Raw genomic sequence first — 16,323 nt, forward strand, 5'->3', positions numbered from 1 at the left:
CGCCTTACCCGGCCTACGATCCGAACGTAGGCCCGGTAAGCGCAGCGCCACCGGGCTTGCCGTTACTGCCACCCATACCGACGCGCATAGAACCCTTTCACCATCTGCGTCAGCACCATGTAGCCCGCGAGGATCGCCACCAGCCACGGGAAGTAGCTCAGCGGCAGCGCCTGCAGCTGCAGATAGCTTGCCAGCGGTGAGAACGGCAGCGCGATGCCGAGCACCATCACAATCCCCGTCATCACAATCAGCGGCCACGCGGCGCGGCTCTGGATGAACGGAATGCGGCGGGTGCGGATCATATGCACAATCAGCGTCTGCGACAGCAGCCCCACCACGAACCAGCCGGACTGGAACAGCGTCTGATGTTCCGGTGTGTTGGCGTGGAACACAAACCACATCAGGCAGAAGGTCAGGATGTCGAAGATGGAGCTGATCGGGCCAAAGAACAGCATAAAGCGCCCGAGATCCGCCGGGTTCCAGTGCTGCGGCTTCTGGATCTGCTCGTCATCCACGTTATCAAACGGGATCGCCACCTGAGAGACATCGTACATCAGGTTCTGGATCAGCAGGTGCAGCGGCAGCATCGGCAGGAACGGCAGGAACGCGCTCGCCACCAGCACGCTGAAGACGTTGCCGAAGTTGGAGCTGGCGGTCATCTTGATGTACTTGAGCATGTTGGCGAAGGTGCGACGCCCTTCGATCACGCCCTCCTCCAGCACCATCAGGCTCTTTTCCAGCAGAATGATATCCGCCGCCTCGCGGGCGATATCCACCGCGCCATCGACGGAGATACCGATGTCCGCCGCACGCAGCGCGGGCGCGTCGTTGATGCCGTCACCCATAAAGCCCACCACGTGCCCTTCGCGCTTGAGCAGGGTGACGATGCGCTCTTTGTGCATCGGCGTCAGGCGGGCAAACAGCGTGGTGCGCTGCGCCAGTTTCGCCAGCTGGTCGTCGGACAGGTGCTCAATGTCGCTCCCCACCACCACGTCGCCCGCGTCCAGCCCCACTTCGTGGCACACCTTCGCGGCCACCAGCTCGCTGTCGCCGGTGAGAATTTTGACGGTGATACCGCTCGCCTTCAGCGCCTTCAGCGCCGGTGCGGTGGTCTCTTTCGGCGGATCGAGGAAGGCAATGTAGCCCTCGAGGATCAGATCGGACTCGTCGATACGCTGATAGTCCCCCTCCCGCGCGGGCAGAAACTTGCTCGCCACCGCCACCACGCGCAGCCCCTGACGGTTCAGGTTGTCGGTGACGCGCTTGATGCGGCGCAGCATGGTGTCGTCCAGCGGCACGATGTCGCCGTTATAGCGCACCTGCGTCGACACGTTGAGGATCTCCTGCAGCGCGCCTTTGCAGATCAGCTGGTGAACCTCCTGCTGCTCGCTCACCACCACCGACATGCGGCGGCGCTCGAAGTCGAACGGGATTTCGTCCACCTTCTGCCAGCGGCCGGAGAGCGTGCGGGCGGACTCTTCATCGACCCCTTCCAGCACCGCGACGTCGAGCAGGTTTTTCAGCCCGGTCTGATAGTGGCTGTTCAGCCACGCGCTGTGCAGCACGCGCTCGCTGGTTTTGCCGGAGATATCGGTGTGGTTCTCCAGCACGATTTTGTCCTGAGTCAGGGTGCCGGTTTTATCGGTGCAGAGAATGTCCATCGCGCCAAAGTTTTGAATGGCGTCGAGGTGTTTGACGATCACCTTCTGTTTAGAGAGCTTCACCGCCCCGCGCGCCAGCGTGGAGGTGACAATCATCGGCAGCATTTCCGGCGTTAAGCCGACGGCCACGGAGAGCGCAAACAGCGCCGCTTCCCACCAGTCGCCTTTGGTGTAGCCGTTAATCAGCAGCACGATGGGCGTCATCACCATCATAAAGCGGATCAGCAGCATGCTGACGCGGCCAATCCCTTTCTGGAAGGCGTTCGGCTCGCTCTCCTGCTCGCTGACGCGCCCGGCAAGCTGGCCAAACCAGGTGTTGCCCCCGGTGGCGGTGACAATCGCCTGCGCGGTGCCGCTGACCACCGTGGTGCCCATAAAGCACAGGGTGTCGCACTCGAGCGGGTTCATCTGCTGCGGGTCGCGGCTGCGCGCCACCTTTTCAACGGGCAGGGATTCCCCGGTCAGCGAGGCCTGGGCCACGAACAGATCGCGCGCCTGGATGATGCGTAAATCCGCCGGGATCATGTCCCCCGCGGCCAGCTTCACCAGATCGCCCGGCACCAGCTGGTCGATTGGCAGCTCCACCCAGGCGTTTTCGCCGAGATCGTTAATCACGCGCGAGACGGTCGCGGTGTTGCTGACCATTGCCTTCAGGGCGTCCGCCGCTTTAGTAGAGCGGGCCTCCTGAATGAAGTTCAGCAGCGTGGAAATCCCCACCATCAGGGCAATCACCCCTGCGGCAAACAGATCTTCCGTCGCGTAGGAGATAAGGCCGAGCACCGTCAGCAGCAGGTTGAACGGGTTGCGGTAGCAGAGCCACAGGTGTACCCACCACGGAGACGGCTTTTGCGCCGGGATCTGGTTATCGCCATGAACGGCGCGAATTTTCTCCACTTCGGCCGCGTTCAGCCCTTCCGGGTGTCCGCCAAAGGCGCGCCAGACCTCGTTTTCATCCATCGCCGCCACGTTGAGGCAGCGCTCGGTCAGGGACGCGGGGATCGCGGTGCCCGCCATATTTTTGGCATTGGGCAGCGGGTCGCGCTGAACAAGGCGGTGTGGCAGGTGGCGGCTCAGCAGGGCCTGCAGCTGCCGGGTGATATTTTTAAACATAATCATTCCTCCGCATCCGCGAATGCGGACGCAGCATTTCCTTCAGGCGTGGCAAGGCCGTACCTGAGAGGCACTCAATTTTTCAAGCAGGAACGTTTGGGACGTTGCTGCCTCACATCACCGGTGAGTCAGCAACAGGCTGGCTTACCGGAAAGAACGTATGCTCTCGCTCAGGAGAGGTGTGGGATCGGGATCCATGAAGCCTCCGGTAAGTAAAAAGTAGGGTGTCGCCGCGCAGTATACGGATTTTAGCGTACCCTTTGTGACCATTCGGGCGGTATTATAACCCCCGGCAAATAAACCGAACGTAAACCAGACTTTGCCCATAGCGAAATCGCGCTATAGCATTAGGCTCAATTGACCACTTTGTCGTTGTTACAGGGAATACAGCATGCAGAACCGCCTTACCATTAAAGACATCGCGCGTTTAAGCGGCGTGGGGAAATCGACCGTCTCACGCGTGCTGAACAACGAAAGCGGCGTCAGCGAACGCACCCGCGAGCGCGTTGAGGCGGTCATGAATCAGCACGGCTTTTCCCCTTCCCGCTCCGCGCGCGCCATGCGCGGGCAGAGTGACAAAGTCGTCGCCATTATTGTCTCGCGTCTGGACTCTCTGTCTGAAAACCTCGCCGTGCAGACCATGCTGCCCGCCTTCTATGAGCAGGGGTATGACCCGATCATGATGGAGAGCCAGTTCTCGCCGCAGCTGGTGGAAGAGCATCTGGGCATGCTCCAGCGGCGCAACATTGACGGCGTGGTGCTGTTCGGGTTTACCGGCATTAAGGACGAGATGCTGAAACCCTGGCAGCCTTCGCTGGTCATGATGGCGCGCGACGCCCACGGCTTTGCCTCCGTCTGCTATGACGACGAGGGGGCGATTATCACTCTTATGCAGCGCCTGTTTGACGAAGGCCATCGCCACATTAGTTTCCTCGGCGTGCCCCACGCGGACGTCACCACCGGCAAGCGTCGCCATGAGGCCTACCTGGCGTTTTGCAAAAAGCACAACCTCTCCGCCGTCGCCTCCCTGCCGGGGCTGGGCATGAAGCAGGGGTACGAGCAGGTCGCCAGCGTTCTGACCCCGCAAACCACCGCGCTGGTGTGCGCCACGGACACCCTGGCGCTGGGGGCGAGTAAATATCTGCAGGAGCAGCGCATCGACGGCCTGCAGGTGGCGAGCGTCGGCAGCACGCCGCTGATGAAGTTTTTACACCCGGAAATTATTACCGTCGACCCCGGCTACGCCGAGTCCGGCAGGCAGGCCGCCGCGCAGCTGATCGAGCAGATCAACGGGCGGAGCGAACCGCGCCGAATCGTCATTCCTGCCCACCTTTCTTAACCCCGCCCAACGGATTATTGTGATCTTCGCCCGATTTCGGGAACGTTCCCATTTTCGCCGTCACGCTGAAGGAGTAGGCTTGCGCTCAGGTCATTACACCCTTCCATCTGTCATGAGGTTTCATGATGAGTAAAGTCAAACAAGCAGATATCGATCGGCTGATCGTCCTGGTCGGCGGCCGCGAAAACATCGCCACCGTCAGCCATTGCATTACCCGCCTGCGGTTCGTGCTGAACGATCCGGCCAAAGCGGATCCGAAGGCCATTGAAGAACTTTCCATGGTTAAAGGCTGCTTCACCAACGCCGGTCAGTTCCAGGTGGTCATTGGTACCGAAGTGGGCGATTACTATCAGGCTCTGCTGGCAACCACCGGGCATAGCGCGGCGGATAAAGAGCAGGCCAAGAAGGCCGCGCGCCAGAATATGAAGTGGCACGAGCAGCTGATCTCCCACTTCGCGGAAATTTTCTTCCCGCTCCTGCCCGCGCTGATCAGCGGGGGCTTAATTTTAGGCTTCCGTAACGTCATCGGCGACGTGCCGATGAGCGACGGCAAAACCCTGGCGCAGATCTATCCGGCGCTGAAAACCGTTTACGACTTCCTGTGGCTGATTGGCGAGGCGATCTTCTTCTATCTGCCGGTTGGGATCTGCTGGTCCGCGGTGCGCAAGATGGGCGGTACGCCGATCCTCGGTATCGTGCTGGGCGTCACGCTGGTCTCTCCGCAGTTAATGAACGCTTACTTACTTGGTCAGCAGGTGCCTGAGGTGTGGAACTTCGGCCTGTTTACCATCGCCAAAGTGGGCTATCAGGCGCAGGTTATTCCGGCCCTGCTGGCGGGCCTGACGCTGGGCTTTATCGAAACGCGCCTGAAGCGCATCGTGCCGGATTACCTCTATCTGGTGGTGGTGCCGGTCTGCTCGCTGATTCTGGCGGTGTTCCTGGCGCACGCCTTTATCGGTCCGTTTGGCCGCATGATCGGCGACGGCGTGGCCTTCGCGGTGCGTCACCTGATGACCGGCAGCTTCGCGCCGATTGGTGCCGCGCTGTTTGGCTTCCTGTACGCCCCGCTGGTGATCACCGGCGTGCATCAGACCACGCTGGCCATTGATATGCAGATGATCCAGAGCCTCGGCGGCACGCCGGTCTGGCCGATTATCGCCCTGTCTAACATTGCTCAGGCGTCCGCGGTGACCGGCATCATCATCGTCAGCCGCAAGCACAACGAACGCGAGATCTCCGTTCCGGCGGCTATCTCCGCCTACCTCGGCGTCACCGAACCGGCGATGTACGGTATCAACCTGAAATACCGCTTCCCGATGCTCTGCGCGATGATCGGTTCCGGTCTGGCGGGCCTGGTGTGCGGACTGAACGGCGTAATGGCAAACGGGATTGGCGTGGGCGGTCTGCCGGGCATTCTCTCCATCCAGCCCGCTTTCTGGCAGGTGTTTGCCCTGGCGATGGCCATCGCGATTATCGTCCCAATGGCGCTCACCACCGTGGTTTACCAGCGCAAGTTCCGTCAGGGCTCGCTGCAGATTGTTTAATTCTTCTCTTTCGGGGCGCAGTTGCGCCCCTTCGCATTTGCAGGAACACACTATGAATACCCTTCCTCACTGGTGGCAGAACGGCGTCATCTATCAGATTTACCCAAAGAGTTTCCAGGACACCACCGGCAGCGGCACCGGCGATTTGCGCGGCGTGACGCAGCGTCTGGACTACCTGAAAACCCTCGGCATTGACGCCATCTGGCTGACGCCGTTTTATATCTCCCCGCAGGTGGATAACGGCTACGACGTGGCGAATTACACCGCCATCGACCCGTCCTATGGCACGCTGGATGACTTTGACGAGCTGGTCGCCGAAGCGCACGCGCGCGGCATCCGCATCGTGCTGGATATGGTGTTCAACCACACCTCGACGCAGCACCCGTGGTTCCGCGAGTCGCTGAACAAAGAGAGCCCGTACCGCCAGTTCTACATCTGGCGCGACGGCACGCCGGAGCAGCTGCCTAACAACTGGCGCTCCAAGTTTGGCGGCAACGCCTGGCGCTGGCACCCCGAGAGCGAGCAGTATTACCTGCACCTGTTCGCGCCGGAGCAGGCGGATCTCAACTGGGAAAACCCGGCGGTGCGCGCCGAGCTGAAAAAGGTGTGCGAATTCTGGGCCGATCGCGGCGTGGACGGCCTGCGCCTGGACGTGATTAACCTGGTTTCAAAAGATCAGGATTTCCCGGACGACGAGCATGGCGACGGTCGCCGCTTCTACACCGACGGGCCGCGCATTCACGAATATCTGCAGGAGATGAGCCGCGACGTCTTCACCCCGCGCAGCCTGATGACGGTGGGCGAGATGTCCTCGACCTCGCTGGAAAACTGCCAGCAGTACGCGTCGCTCGACGGCAGCGAGCTGTCGATGACCTTTAACTTCCACCACCTGAAGGTGGATTACCCCGGCGGCGAGAAGTGGACGAAGGCGAAGCCGGACTTCGTCGCGCTGAAAACCCTCTTCCGCCACTGGCAGCAGGGGATGCACAGCAGGGCCTGGAACGCGCTGTTCTGGTGTAATCACGATCAGCCGCGCATCGTGTCCCGCTTTGGCGATGAAGGCGAACACCGCGTTCACGCTGCAAAAATGCTCGGCATGGTGCTGCACGGCATGCAGGGCACGCCGTACATCTATCAGGGCGAAGAGCTGGGGATGACCAACCCGCACTTCAGCCGCATCACCGATTACCGCGACGTGGAAAGCCTGAACATGTTCGCCGAAATGCGGGCAAACAGTCGCGATCCGGAGGAACTGCTGGCGATTCTGGCGAGCAAATCCCGCGATAATGGCCGCACGCCAATGCAGTGGGACGCGTCGCACAACGCGGGCTTTACCGGGGGCGAACCGTGGATTGGGGTTTGCGACAACTACGAGACGGTGAACGCCCGTGCCGCGCTGGACGACCCGGATTCGGTGTTCTACACCTATCAGTCGCTGATTAGCCTGCGCAAATCGCTGCCGGTACTGACGTGGGGAGATTATGAGGATCTCCTGCCGGAACACCCTGCTCTGTGGTGTTACCGCCGTCAGTGGCAGGGGCAGACGCTGATAGTGGTGGCGAACCTGAGCCGCGAGCGCCAGCAGTGGCAACCGGCGCCGGTGCAGGGTGCATGGCGGGTCGCACTCAGTAACTATGAAGAGGCTTCCTCCCGTCCCGATACGCTGCAATTGCGCCCGTTTGAAGCTATCTGGTGGGTGCAGGACTAAGCCGTCTGTTTTGCCGGATGGCGCTGCGTTGACCCGGCCTTCATTTGGCTAGACATCGTAGCGCCGCCGGGCGAAACACATTTTATGTTTAGCGATACGCTAAATGTACGACGATAACTTTTACATCGCGGCGTACCGAAAATAAAAATACCCCTGCCAATAAAATAACCTCGGCAGGACATTATGAAAAAGACAATTATTAAGACAACGTGTATTAGTGCATTATTATTGAGCGCACAGGGATGGTGCGGAAATACGTCCGTTGACCTTCGGTTTGGTCATAACACGCGCTCAGACGTAAATGATTCACGTATTAAGGTTATGCATCAGGCGGATAACGGTTTTTATTTCTCCGTTGAAGCCGCACAAAACCACAACGATACCTTTTTTGGCGATACCGACCGATATAACCCAGACGACAAGGGAGTAACGGAGGCGGCACAGGAGATCGAAACGCGCTGGCGCTTCGATCTTGGAAACGGCTTCGCCGTTGCACCCGGCATGGTAACGGTTTTCACCGCCAGCAATACCCATTACCGCCCCTTCATTCAGGGCTGGAAAGCGTTCGATAACGGTTTAAACCTCTCTGCCCGTTATCGCTATAACACCGTCAATGATGCGCACAGCGACAGAGAATTAGACGGAAGCGGTTATACCCGCCGCCAGTCACACCAGTTCGACATCTGGTTCGCTTATAACATTGGCAAATTCGGGATGTCCTACAACCCACGCTTCCGCTGGCAGGATGGTGTCGATCAGGGTACCGGAGATGACACCTACTGGGAACATACCGTCGCATTCAACTATAAGCTCGACGATGGCTGGACACCTTACGTCGAACTGGTCTCACTGGATAAAACATACATTACCGATAATGGCGATCATAAAAATGATTACGCCATCCGTCTTGGCGTAGTGAAAAAACTCTAACGGCCTGACTACACCGTATCGTGCTGCAGCAGCCTGCAGCCGATACGATCAACGGCGGTCAGCAGTTCAAGCTGCCCTTCCCGCTGATACAGCGAAACCGCATTGATATCAATCAACAGCGGCCAGCACAATGAAGAGAGCGCGGCCAGCGTAGACCCCTCGCGGGTGATCGCAATAATTTTTAACCCTTTGCGCAGCGCGTTACGCGCCATTTCAATTAAAGACTGTGTCTCTCCGGATTTACTGATCAACACCAGCGTTCCCTTCGATACTCGCGTCAGCTGATGCATATCATTAAGAATGAGATGCGGCAGGCTCGCCAGGGATAAAAAACGCGACAGATAGTTGAGGCTGGTGAGCGATGCGCCCCGTGCGTAGAGAAAAATATGGCTGGAATGGATCAGCAGCCTGGACACCTCGGCCACAACATCGTCCCCCTGCTGCCCCACGTCAGGGTTTGCAGGCGCAGGGGTAGAACGATCGCGTAAAAAACGATACCGAAGCTCGGTATAGCTTTTATACCCCATTTTTTTACACACGCGATTTACGGAAGTCGTTGTCGTAAAAGTATCACGGGCAATCTCTTTTGCCGATATATTAGAAATATTAGACGCATGATGTTGAATGTATTCAAATATCAAACGTTCACTTCCCTGAAATGAATTCATATATTACACCCTGTTTAATCCCGACATGATATTACCATAATGGCAAAATAGCCTCTGGAAGGCGCTTCACATATTGCGTGCTCGCGTATCACGATACGTAATAAGTATTAGCAAACGTTAAAAACTACTTTGGCTTCTCTTTATACTTTCCCTGTTTTCACATCCAGGGAATTATGACAATGACGAAACAAAAAGTTGTCGCGGTAACGGCCTGCCCAACAGGCATTGCCCACACCTTTATGGCGGCAAATAAAATTATTACATGGGCTAAAGCGCATAACATGGAGGTAAAGGTCGAAACGCAGGGCAGCGACGGCGTTAAAAATCGCTTAACAAAGCAGGATATTGCCTCCGCCACCGCCATTATATTGGCTACCGACGTTCCCATTCAGGATGCCGAGCGCTTTGAAAACATTCCCCACCTTCAGACCCGCACTCAGGAACTGATCAAGCACACCGATCGCTATCTGCGTCAGGCGCTGGCAATGGAAAAAAATGCCACCACCGTGGCAGATGAAGACGAGGACGATATCCGGCGTTCGACTTACCAGATTTTTATTGGCCATATCATGGCGGCCATCAGCTATATGTTACCGGTCGTGGTCATGGGCGGGCTAATGATGGCGACGGCAAAAATTACCGGCCAGTTTATTAATATTGAACATTCGCCGTTCAGCGTGCTGGATAAAGTGGGCTTTATGACCATCAAGTTCATGTATCCCGTCTTCGCCATGTATCTGGCCTTTGCGATTGCCGGTAAACCCGCGCTGATCCCCGGGCTTATCGGCGGCATCATGTCCGACGATGTCTACAAACGCTTCTTTGATATTGAGGGCTTTATGCCGTCCGGTTTTTTCGGCGCCATCGGCATTGGCTTTTTTGTGGGCTATCTGGTGCGCTGGCTTAATGATTCTATTCACGTCCGCCAGCAGCTCACCACCATTAAGACCATGCTGATCGTCCCGCTGATCACCGGCATTACGCTGGTGATGGTCATGGAGTATCTGATCAACCCGATTTTTGGCTCGCTTAACCAACTGATGGTGGTCTTTTTTACCTCGGCAGGTGATACCGGACGCGGTTTCTATTCCGCGATGATTGCTGCAGGCACCGCTTTTGACCTGGGCGGTCCGGTCAACAAGGCGGCAGGTTCTGTCGCGCTCGGTCTGAATGGCATGAGCGAGACCTTTGACTTAACCGCCCGTGAACTCTCCATCGTGATCCCCTCCATTGGCGTTGGCTTTGCTGCATTCCTCAACGGCCGCTTTGGTCTGCCGAATGTCTTCAACCAGGAAGAGAAAACCGTTGGCAGCACCTCGCTGTTACTGGGTGTTATCGGGATCTCGGAAGGCGCTATCCCCTTCATCCTGAAAAACCCACGTCTGATCCCGGTGTTCATGACCGGTGCCGTCGTCGGCGCGCTGGTCGCCGTTGCCCTTGGCGTGAAACAAACGCTGCCTCTACCCGCCATCTGGGGCTGGCCGCTGGCCACCAACGTGGCGGGTTACCTGGTGAGCGTCTTTATCGGCGCACTGATTTGCGCCCTGGGCGTGCTTTATGTCAGCCCAAAGCACGGCAGGTAAGGGGAACGCCATGAATCAGATCCACGTTATTGCCCACACCCACTGGGATCAGGAGTGGTACTTCACCCGTCAGGACAGCATGGTGCTGGCGTCATATAACTTTGCCGACGTCATCGACACGCTGGAGCAAAACCCGGCTTACCGCTGCTATCACCTTGACGGACAGATGGCGGTGGTGGATGACTTTCTCGCCATCAACCCGGATTATCGCGCCAGGCTGGAAAAACTGGTCACCGAGAAAAGGGTTTTTGTGGGGCCGTGGTATACCCAGACGGATACCTACAACGTGCATGGCGAATCCATTATCCGCAATCTCAAGTACGGTATCTTCGCCGCCCGGACGCTGGGGCATGCGATGCAGGTCGGGTATCTGCCGGATACCTTCGGTCACAATGCGCAGATGCCCACGATTTTGCAGGGCTGCAATATCGACAACATCGTCTTCTGGCGAGGTATCGATCACGACCGGCAGGCCAAAAACAGCCAGTTTATCTGGCGCGCGCCGTCAGGTGCGAGCGTCATCGCCTGCGTGATGGCGCTCGGGTATGGTGCGGCTAAAAATATCTCCGCAGAAGCCAGCCATCTGCAGGGGAAAATCTATCCGATGGTCGATCTGCTGCGATCGCGGGCCGGTATACATGACCTGCTCCTGCCCTGCGGTGGGGATCAGGTCAGCATTGACCCGACGCTGCCGACAATTCTGCAGGTCGCGAGCACACACTCCCCGCACCAGGACCAGTACGTCATCAGCTCGCTGGAGCGCTACGTCGACATCCTGCGCGAACAGCGTGACCAATTTGAATGCTGGGAAGGCGAGCTGAAATCGCCGCGCTACACCCGTATCCACAAAACTATCGGCTCCGTGCGCTACGACATCAAAAAGAAAAATGATGAAATTGAGCGGTTTATCCTGCGACAGCTGGAGCCGACGATCGCCATGGCGCGGCATCAGGGGATCCCGGTCAACCTCTCAGTGGTCGATACGCTCTGGAAGAAGCTGTTGCGAAGCCATGCCCACGACTCCATCGGCGGCTGTAATAGCGATACGACTAACCGCGACATTCTGCATCGAATGGCGCAAACCGAGCAGCTGTGCCACAGCCTGTGGAATGTGGTGGTGAAAACCCTGGCTAGCGCCTGCGCGCAGGAAGGCGACCTGCTGCTGTTTAACCCGCTGGCGACCCCAGCGCGGCGCGTGATTAAAACCACGCTGTACAGCCGCGCTGAAAATATCACTCTGTCCTGTCAGGGGCGGCCCATCTCCTTTGATGTTCTGAAAAGGGATAGTCTGCCCGGCGGAACGGCAATTTCCCTTACCGCCGAAGGGGAATGCGAGACGCCCCTTCCTCCTTATTATCGCTGGCAGGTTGCAGTGCAAACCCCGCTTCTGCCGCCGGTCGGCTATCTGACCGTAAACGTTGAAGATAGCCCCACGCCTTTCCGGCAGCCTGAACAGATAAAGGGAGGCGAAATAGAGAATGCGCATTATCGGCTGACGCTGGACGCCGGAACGTTAACCCTGAAGGACAAACGCAACGGCAGATGTATCCCCTCTCTCTTCACCCTCGAAGACTGCGCGGATGCGGGCGACAGCTACGATTTCTCACCGCTCGCGGGCAATACGCCGACTCGCTGTTCTCATTTCACGCTTATTGACTGCCTGAAAACACCTCTTGTCGAAAAGCTGGTTATTGAGGCGACGCTGCTTCTGCCGCAGGATCTCGCCGGACGTCAGGATACGGCCCGAAAACCGTTAACCCTGCGTGTGGCGTGCGAATTGCGCCATGACGATCCGAACCTGTATGTCGACAGTTCGCTGGAAAATAGCCACTGCGATCACCGGCTGCGCGTGCTGATCAATAGCGATATCCAGACTCATCACTCCATCGCCTCACAGCCCTTTGCGGTCATCCGCCGTAAAACGGGTTATGACGATGAAAAGTGGCAGGAACGCTATCGGGAGAAGCCCGTGGATATCGAAACCAGCGATGGCATTATCGCTATCGCGGAAGCAGGAAAAGCGCTGGTGGTGAATAGCCGCGGCATGAAGGAATTTCAGATTATCGGCAGCGAACCGGCGGCTATAGCTCTGACATTGTTCAAATCGACGGGGGTGCTCGGGCGAAACGACCTTGACTGGCGACCGGGCCGGGCCTCCGGCATCAATAATACGGTCGTTGAAACCCCCGATGCCCAGCTGCTGAAGCCGCTGCACTTTTCATTCACCGTCGCGCTGGCTGATAACGCAGACCATCTCACGCTTCGCCAGCTGGAAAATCAGGTGGCTGGAGAACCTTATACCTATCAGCGGCAAACGCTGCATACGCTCGATCACCGCCTTGAGCGCTTTTCGTTACGTCTGTTTGAACGCCGCCTTCCGGCACAATTTTCGCTGCTAACCCTACCGGAGCCGCTCATTCTTTCTGCCTTGCCCCATGCCCAACGGTCGCCTGGTACAGTCGTCCGCGTGTTTAACGCCGGTACTCAGCCGGTTCGCGTTCCTGCGGCGCTGGCTGGGCTTCGTCAGATCAACTATCTGGAAGAACCCGTGCCGCCGGTTACGGCGATCCTCCCTTCCGCGACCTGCGATTTTTTGATTGAGGCTTAACATGAACTTGCTTGCATTGACGCACCCCGATCTGGTTTTTATCAACCCGCCATGCCGTACGCCTGAAGCGCTGATCCGCTGGCTCACCGAACCGCTCGCAAAGCGGAAAATCATCAGCGATCAAGAGGCGTTTATCCACAGCGTTTTACAGCGTGAAAGTGAAGGACCTACCGCCCTGGGCGAAGCGCTCGCCGTTCCGCACGGTAAATCGGAGACGGTGCATCAGGCGGCGTTTTGCCTGGCGCTCTTTGACGACCCGATACGCTGGCCGGGACTGGAGGGGGAGGAAGAGGTGAGCATGGTCTTCCTGCTCGCTATTCCTCCTGCTGAAGCAGGCAGCACGCATATGCAGCTGCTGACGACGCTGACCAGCCTGTTGACGGAAGACCGGGTGCGTGAGCAGCTTCTGGCGGCGCGCACCCGGGAAGAGGCCATGTCCGCCCTGAGTACGGAAGCCCCCCCTGTCGAACATGCGGTTCCCGCTCGTTCCCTTCTCATCCCGCTGGTGCTGGGCACCATCGCTAGCGCCGCCTTTTTACAGGCCGGGTTAAGCTGGGTCTGCGGGGGACATTAATCCCGTTGCGCTCAGTCCCCACCGTGCTGAGCGCTTGTTTTTGTTGAATAATTAATCAGATTTTTCTCCCCCTACTTTACAAAGCCTGTAGAGCCCGCCGTTTGTACTCTCGCCTTTTTACTTTGTTCTGCATCAAATAAAACGCAAACATGTTTGATGCAAATCACTATATGTAGCACTTAAAATGCACGCCGACCCAACATATTGTATTTATCGTCTACTATTCCAACAACAAGACGGCGCTTACGCTGGCCGGAATTGTGGATAACACGAGCTGGGAACGCGGGAAGTCTTTGGCCCGGCGGGGAATACGCCCGGTGAAGTCTTCTCCACCTCTGTGGATAACCTGTTTTTAAAAAATGGAGTGATCATGACACCGCATGTGATGAAACGTGATGGCTGTAAAGTGCCGTTTAAATCAGAGCGCATCCAGGAAGCCATTCTGCGTGCAGCTAAAGCAGCGGGAGTCGATGACGCAGATTACTGCGCCACCGTCGCAGACGTCGTTAGCAGCCAGATGAACGAACGTAGCCAGGTCGATATCAATGAGATCCAGACCGCGGTTGAGAATCAGCTGATGGCGGGGCCCTACAAGCAGCTGGCGCGCGCCTACATTGAGTACCGCCACGATCGTGACGTGCAGCGTGAGAAGCGAGGACGTCTGAACCAGGAGATCCGTGGCCTGGTGGAGCAGACCAACTCGGCCCTGCTCAATGAAAATGCCAACAAAGACAGTAAGGTGATCCCGACCCAGCGCGACCTGCTGGCCGGTATCGTCGCCAAACACTACGCCCGCCAGCACCTGCTGCCGCGCGACGTGGTCTCGGCGCACGAGCGCGGTGAGATCCACTACCACGATCTCGACTACTCTCCCTTCTTCCCGATGTTCAACTGCATGCTGATCGACCTGAAAGGCATGCTCACCCACGGCTTTAAAATGGGTAACGCCGAGATTGAACCGCCTAAGTCCATCTCCACGGCCACCGCGGTCACGGCGCAGATTATTGCCCAGGTCGCCAGCCACATCTATGGCGGCACCACCATTAACCGCATTGACGAAGTGCTGGCCCCGTTCGTGACGGCAAGCTTCAACAAGCACCGTAAAACGGCCGAAGAGTGGCAGATTCCGGACGCTGACGGCTACGCCCACTCCCGCACCGAAAAAGAGTGCTACGACGCGTTCCAGTCGCTGGAGTATGAGGTAAATACGCTGCACACCGCCAACGGCCAGACGCCGTTTGTCACCTTCGGCTTTGGCCTGGGCACCAGCTGGGAATCGCGCCTGATTCAGCAGTCCATCCTGCGCAACCGCATTTCCGGCCTCGGCAAAAACCGCAAAACGGCGGTGTTCCCAAAACTGGTGTTCGCCATTCGCGACGGCCTGAACCACAAGTTTGGCGATCCGAACTACGACATCAAGCAGCTGGCGCTGGAGTGCGCGAGCAAGCGCATGTACCCGGACATCCTGAACTACGATCAGGTGGTGAAAGTCACGGGCTCGTTTAAAACGCCGATGGGCTGCCGCAGCTTCCTTGGCGTGTACGAGGATGAAAACGGCGAGCAGATCCACGACGGGCGTAACAACCTGGGCGTGATCAGCCTAAACCTGCCGCGCATCGCGCTGGAGGCCAAAGGTAATGAAGCGGAATTCTGGAAACTGCTGGACGAACGTCTGCAGCTGGCGCGTAAGGCGCTGATGACCCGCATAGCACGCCTTGAAGGCGTCAAAGCCCGCGTGGCGCCAATCCTCTATATGGAAGGGGCCTGCGGCGTGCGTCTGAAAGCCGACGATGACGTGTCCGAGATCTTCAAAGACGGCCGCGCGTCCATTTCGCTGGGCTATATCGGCATCCACGAAACCATCAACGCGCTGTTTGGCGACCAGCACATGTACGACAGCGAAATGCTGCGTGAGAAAGGGATCGCCATCGTGCAGCGCCTGCGCGACGCGGTAGACCAGTGGAAAGAAGAGACCGGCTACGGCTTTAGCCTCTACAGCACGCCGAGCGAAAACCTGTGCGACCGCTTCTGCCGTCTGGACACCGCCGAGTTCGGGATTGTGGAAGGCGTGACCGACAAAGGGTATTACACCAACAGCTTCCACCTCGACGTAGAGAAAAAGGTGAACCCGTACGACAAGATCGACTTTGAAGCGGCCTATCCGCCGATCGCCAGCGGCGGCTTCATCTGCTACGGCGAGTACCCGAACATCCAGCACAACCTGAAGGCGCTGGAAGACGTGTGGGACTATAGCTACCAGCACGTGCCGTATTACGGGACCAACACGCCCATCGACGAGTGCTACGAGTGCGGCTTTACCGGTGAGTTCGAGTGTACGAGCAAAGGCTTTACCTGCCCGAAATGCGGCAACCACGACGCGGCCCGCGTTTCCGTGACCCGCCGCGTGTGCGGCTATCTCGGCAGCCCGGACGCGCGTCCGTTTAACGCCGGCAAGCAGGAAGAGGTGAAGCGCCGCGTGAAGCATCTGGGGAATGGGCAGATCGGGTAATCCGCTGCCACGTTCATGCCCGGTGGCGCTGCGCTTACCGGGCCTACGAACCGCTCACTTTTGTAGGCCGGGTAAGCGCAGCGCCACCC

10 protein-coding genes are annotated in these 16,323 nt (G+C 57.8%); 8 read left to right on the plus strand and 2 right to left on the minus strand.

The window, feature by feature from the left end:
• Positions 1–62: 62 nt before the first annotated feature.
• Positions 63–2,771, minus strand: coding sequence for a magnesium-translocating P-type ATPase (gene mgtA / locus ACMWKK_RS09010; protein WP_112780468.1), 2,709 nt, complete (start codon positions 2,769–2,771; stop codon positions 63–65).
• Between the two features lie 391 nt (positions 2,772–3,162).
• On the opposite strand from mgtA, the gene treR reads away from it, so the two are divergent.
• The 4 genes from treR (at position 3,163) to ACMWKK_RS09030 (ending at position 8,292) form a co-directional block, all read left to right on the plus strand.
• On the plus strand, positions 3,163–4,110 hold the full coding sequence (gene treR, locus ACMWKK_RS09015) for a trehalose operon repressor TreR (protein WP_045331748.1): 948 nt from the start codon (positions 3,163–3,165) through the stop codon (positions 4,108–4,110).
• Between the two features lie 125 nt (positions 4,111–4,235).
• Positions 4,236–5,654: a PTS trehalose transporter subunit IIBC gene (gene treB / locus ACMWKK_RS09020; RefSeq protein ID WP_045331760.1), complete on the plus strand. Its 1,419-nt coding sequence runs from the start codon at positions 4,236–4,238 to the stop codon at positions 5,652–5,654.
• 52 nt (positions 5,655–5,706) lie between these two features.
• Positions 5,707–7,362 (plus strand): alpha,alpha-phosphotrehalase, encoded by a 1,656-nt coding sequence (treC, locus tag ACMWKK_RS09025; RefSeq protein WP_112780450.1) that lies wholly within the window; start codon positions 5,707–5,709, stop codon positions 7,360–7,362.
• Between the two features lie 183 nt (positions 7,363–7,545).
• A complete protein-coding gene (locus ACMWKK_RS09030; RefSeq protein ID WP_045331753.1) occupies positions 7,546–8,292 on the plus strand; it encodes an oligogalacturonate-specific porin KdgM family protein in 747 nt (248 codons plus the stop codon).
• Positions 8,293–8,300: 8 nt separating this feature from the next.
• Here the strand turns inward: ACMWKK_RS09030 and ACMWKK_RS09035 are convergent, their stop codons facing one another.
• The gene (locus ACMWKK_RS09035; RefSeq protein WP_112780449.1) at positions 8,301–8,960 is read right to left on the minus strand and encodes a MurR/RpiR family transcriptional regulator; all 660 of its coding nucleotides are present in this window, start codon (positions 8,958–8,960) and stop codon (positions 8,301–8,303) included.
• 179 nt (positions 8,961–9,139) lie between these two features.
• On the opposite strand from ACMWKK_RS09035, the gene ACMWKK_RS09040 reads away from it, so the two are divergent.
• The 4 genes from ACMWKK_RS09040 (at position 9,140) to nrdD (ending at position 16,234) form a co-directional block, all read left to right on the plus strand.
• On the plus strand, positions 9,140–10,543 hold the full coding sequence (locus ACMWKK_RS09040) for a PTS fructose transporter subunit IIC (protein WP_406542784.1): 1,404 nt from the start codon (positions 9,140–9,142) through the stop codon (positions 10,541–10,543).
• 10 nt (positions 10,544–10,553) lie between these two features.
• On the plus strand, positions 10,554–13,151 hold the full coding sequence (locus tag ACMWKK_RS09045; RefSeq protein ID WP_112780447.1) for a glycoside hydrolase family 38 C-terminal domain-containing protein: 2,598 nt from the start codon (positions 10,554–10,556) through the stop codon (positions 13,149–13,151).
• Between the two features lies 1 nt (position 13,152).
• Positions 13,153–13,725 (plus strand): PTS sugar transporter subunit IIA, encoded by a 573-nt coding sequence (locus ACMWKK_RS09050; protein WP_112780446.1) that lies wholly within the window; start codon positions 13,153–13,155, stop codon positions 13,723–13,725.
• A 370-nt stretch (positions 13,726–14,095) separates the two neighbouring features.
• Complete coding sequence (gene nrdD / locus ACMWKK_RS09055) at positions 14,096–16,234, plus strand: anaerobic ribonucleoside-triphosphate reductase (RefSeq protein ID WP_112780445.1); 2,139 nt, start codon at positions 14,096–14,098, stop codon at positions 16,232–16,234.
• Positions 16,235–16,323 lie beyond the last annotated feature (89 nt).

This window comes from Enterobacter sp. 01-M-03-SI-ECC, from assembly GCF_047530215.1.
GTDB classification, from domain to species: domain Bacteria; phylum Pseudomonadota; class Gammaproteobacteria; order Enterobacterales; family Enterobacteriaceae; genus Enterobacter; species Enterobacter chengduensis.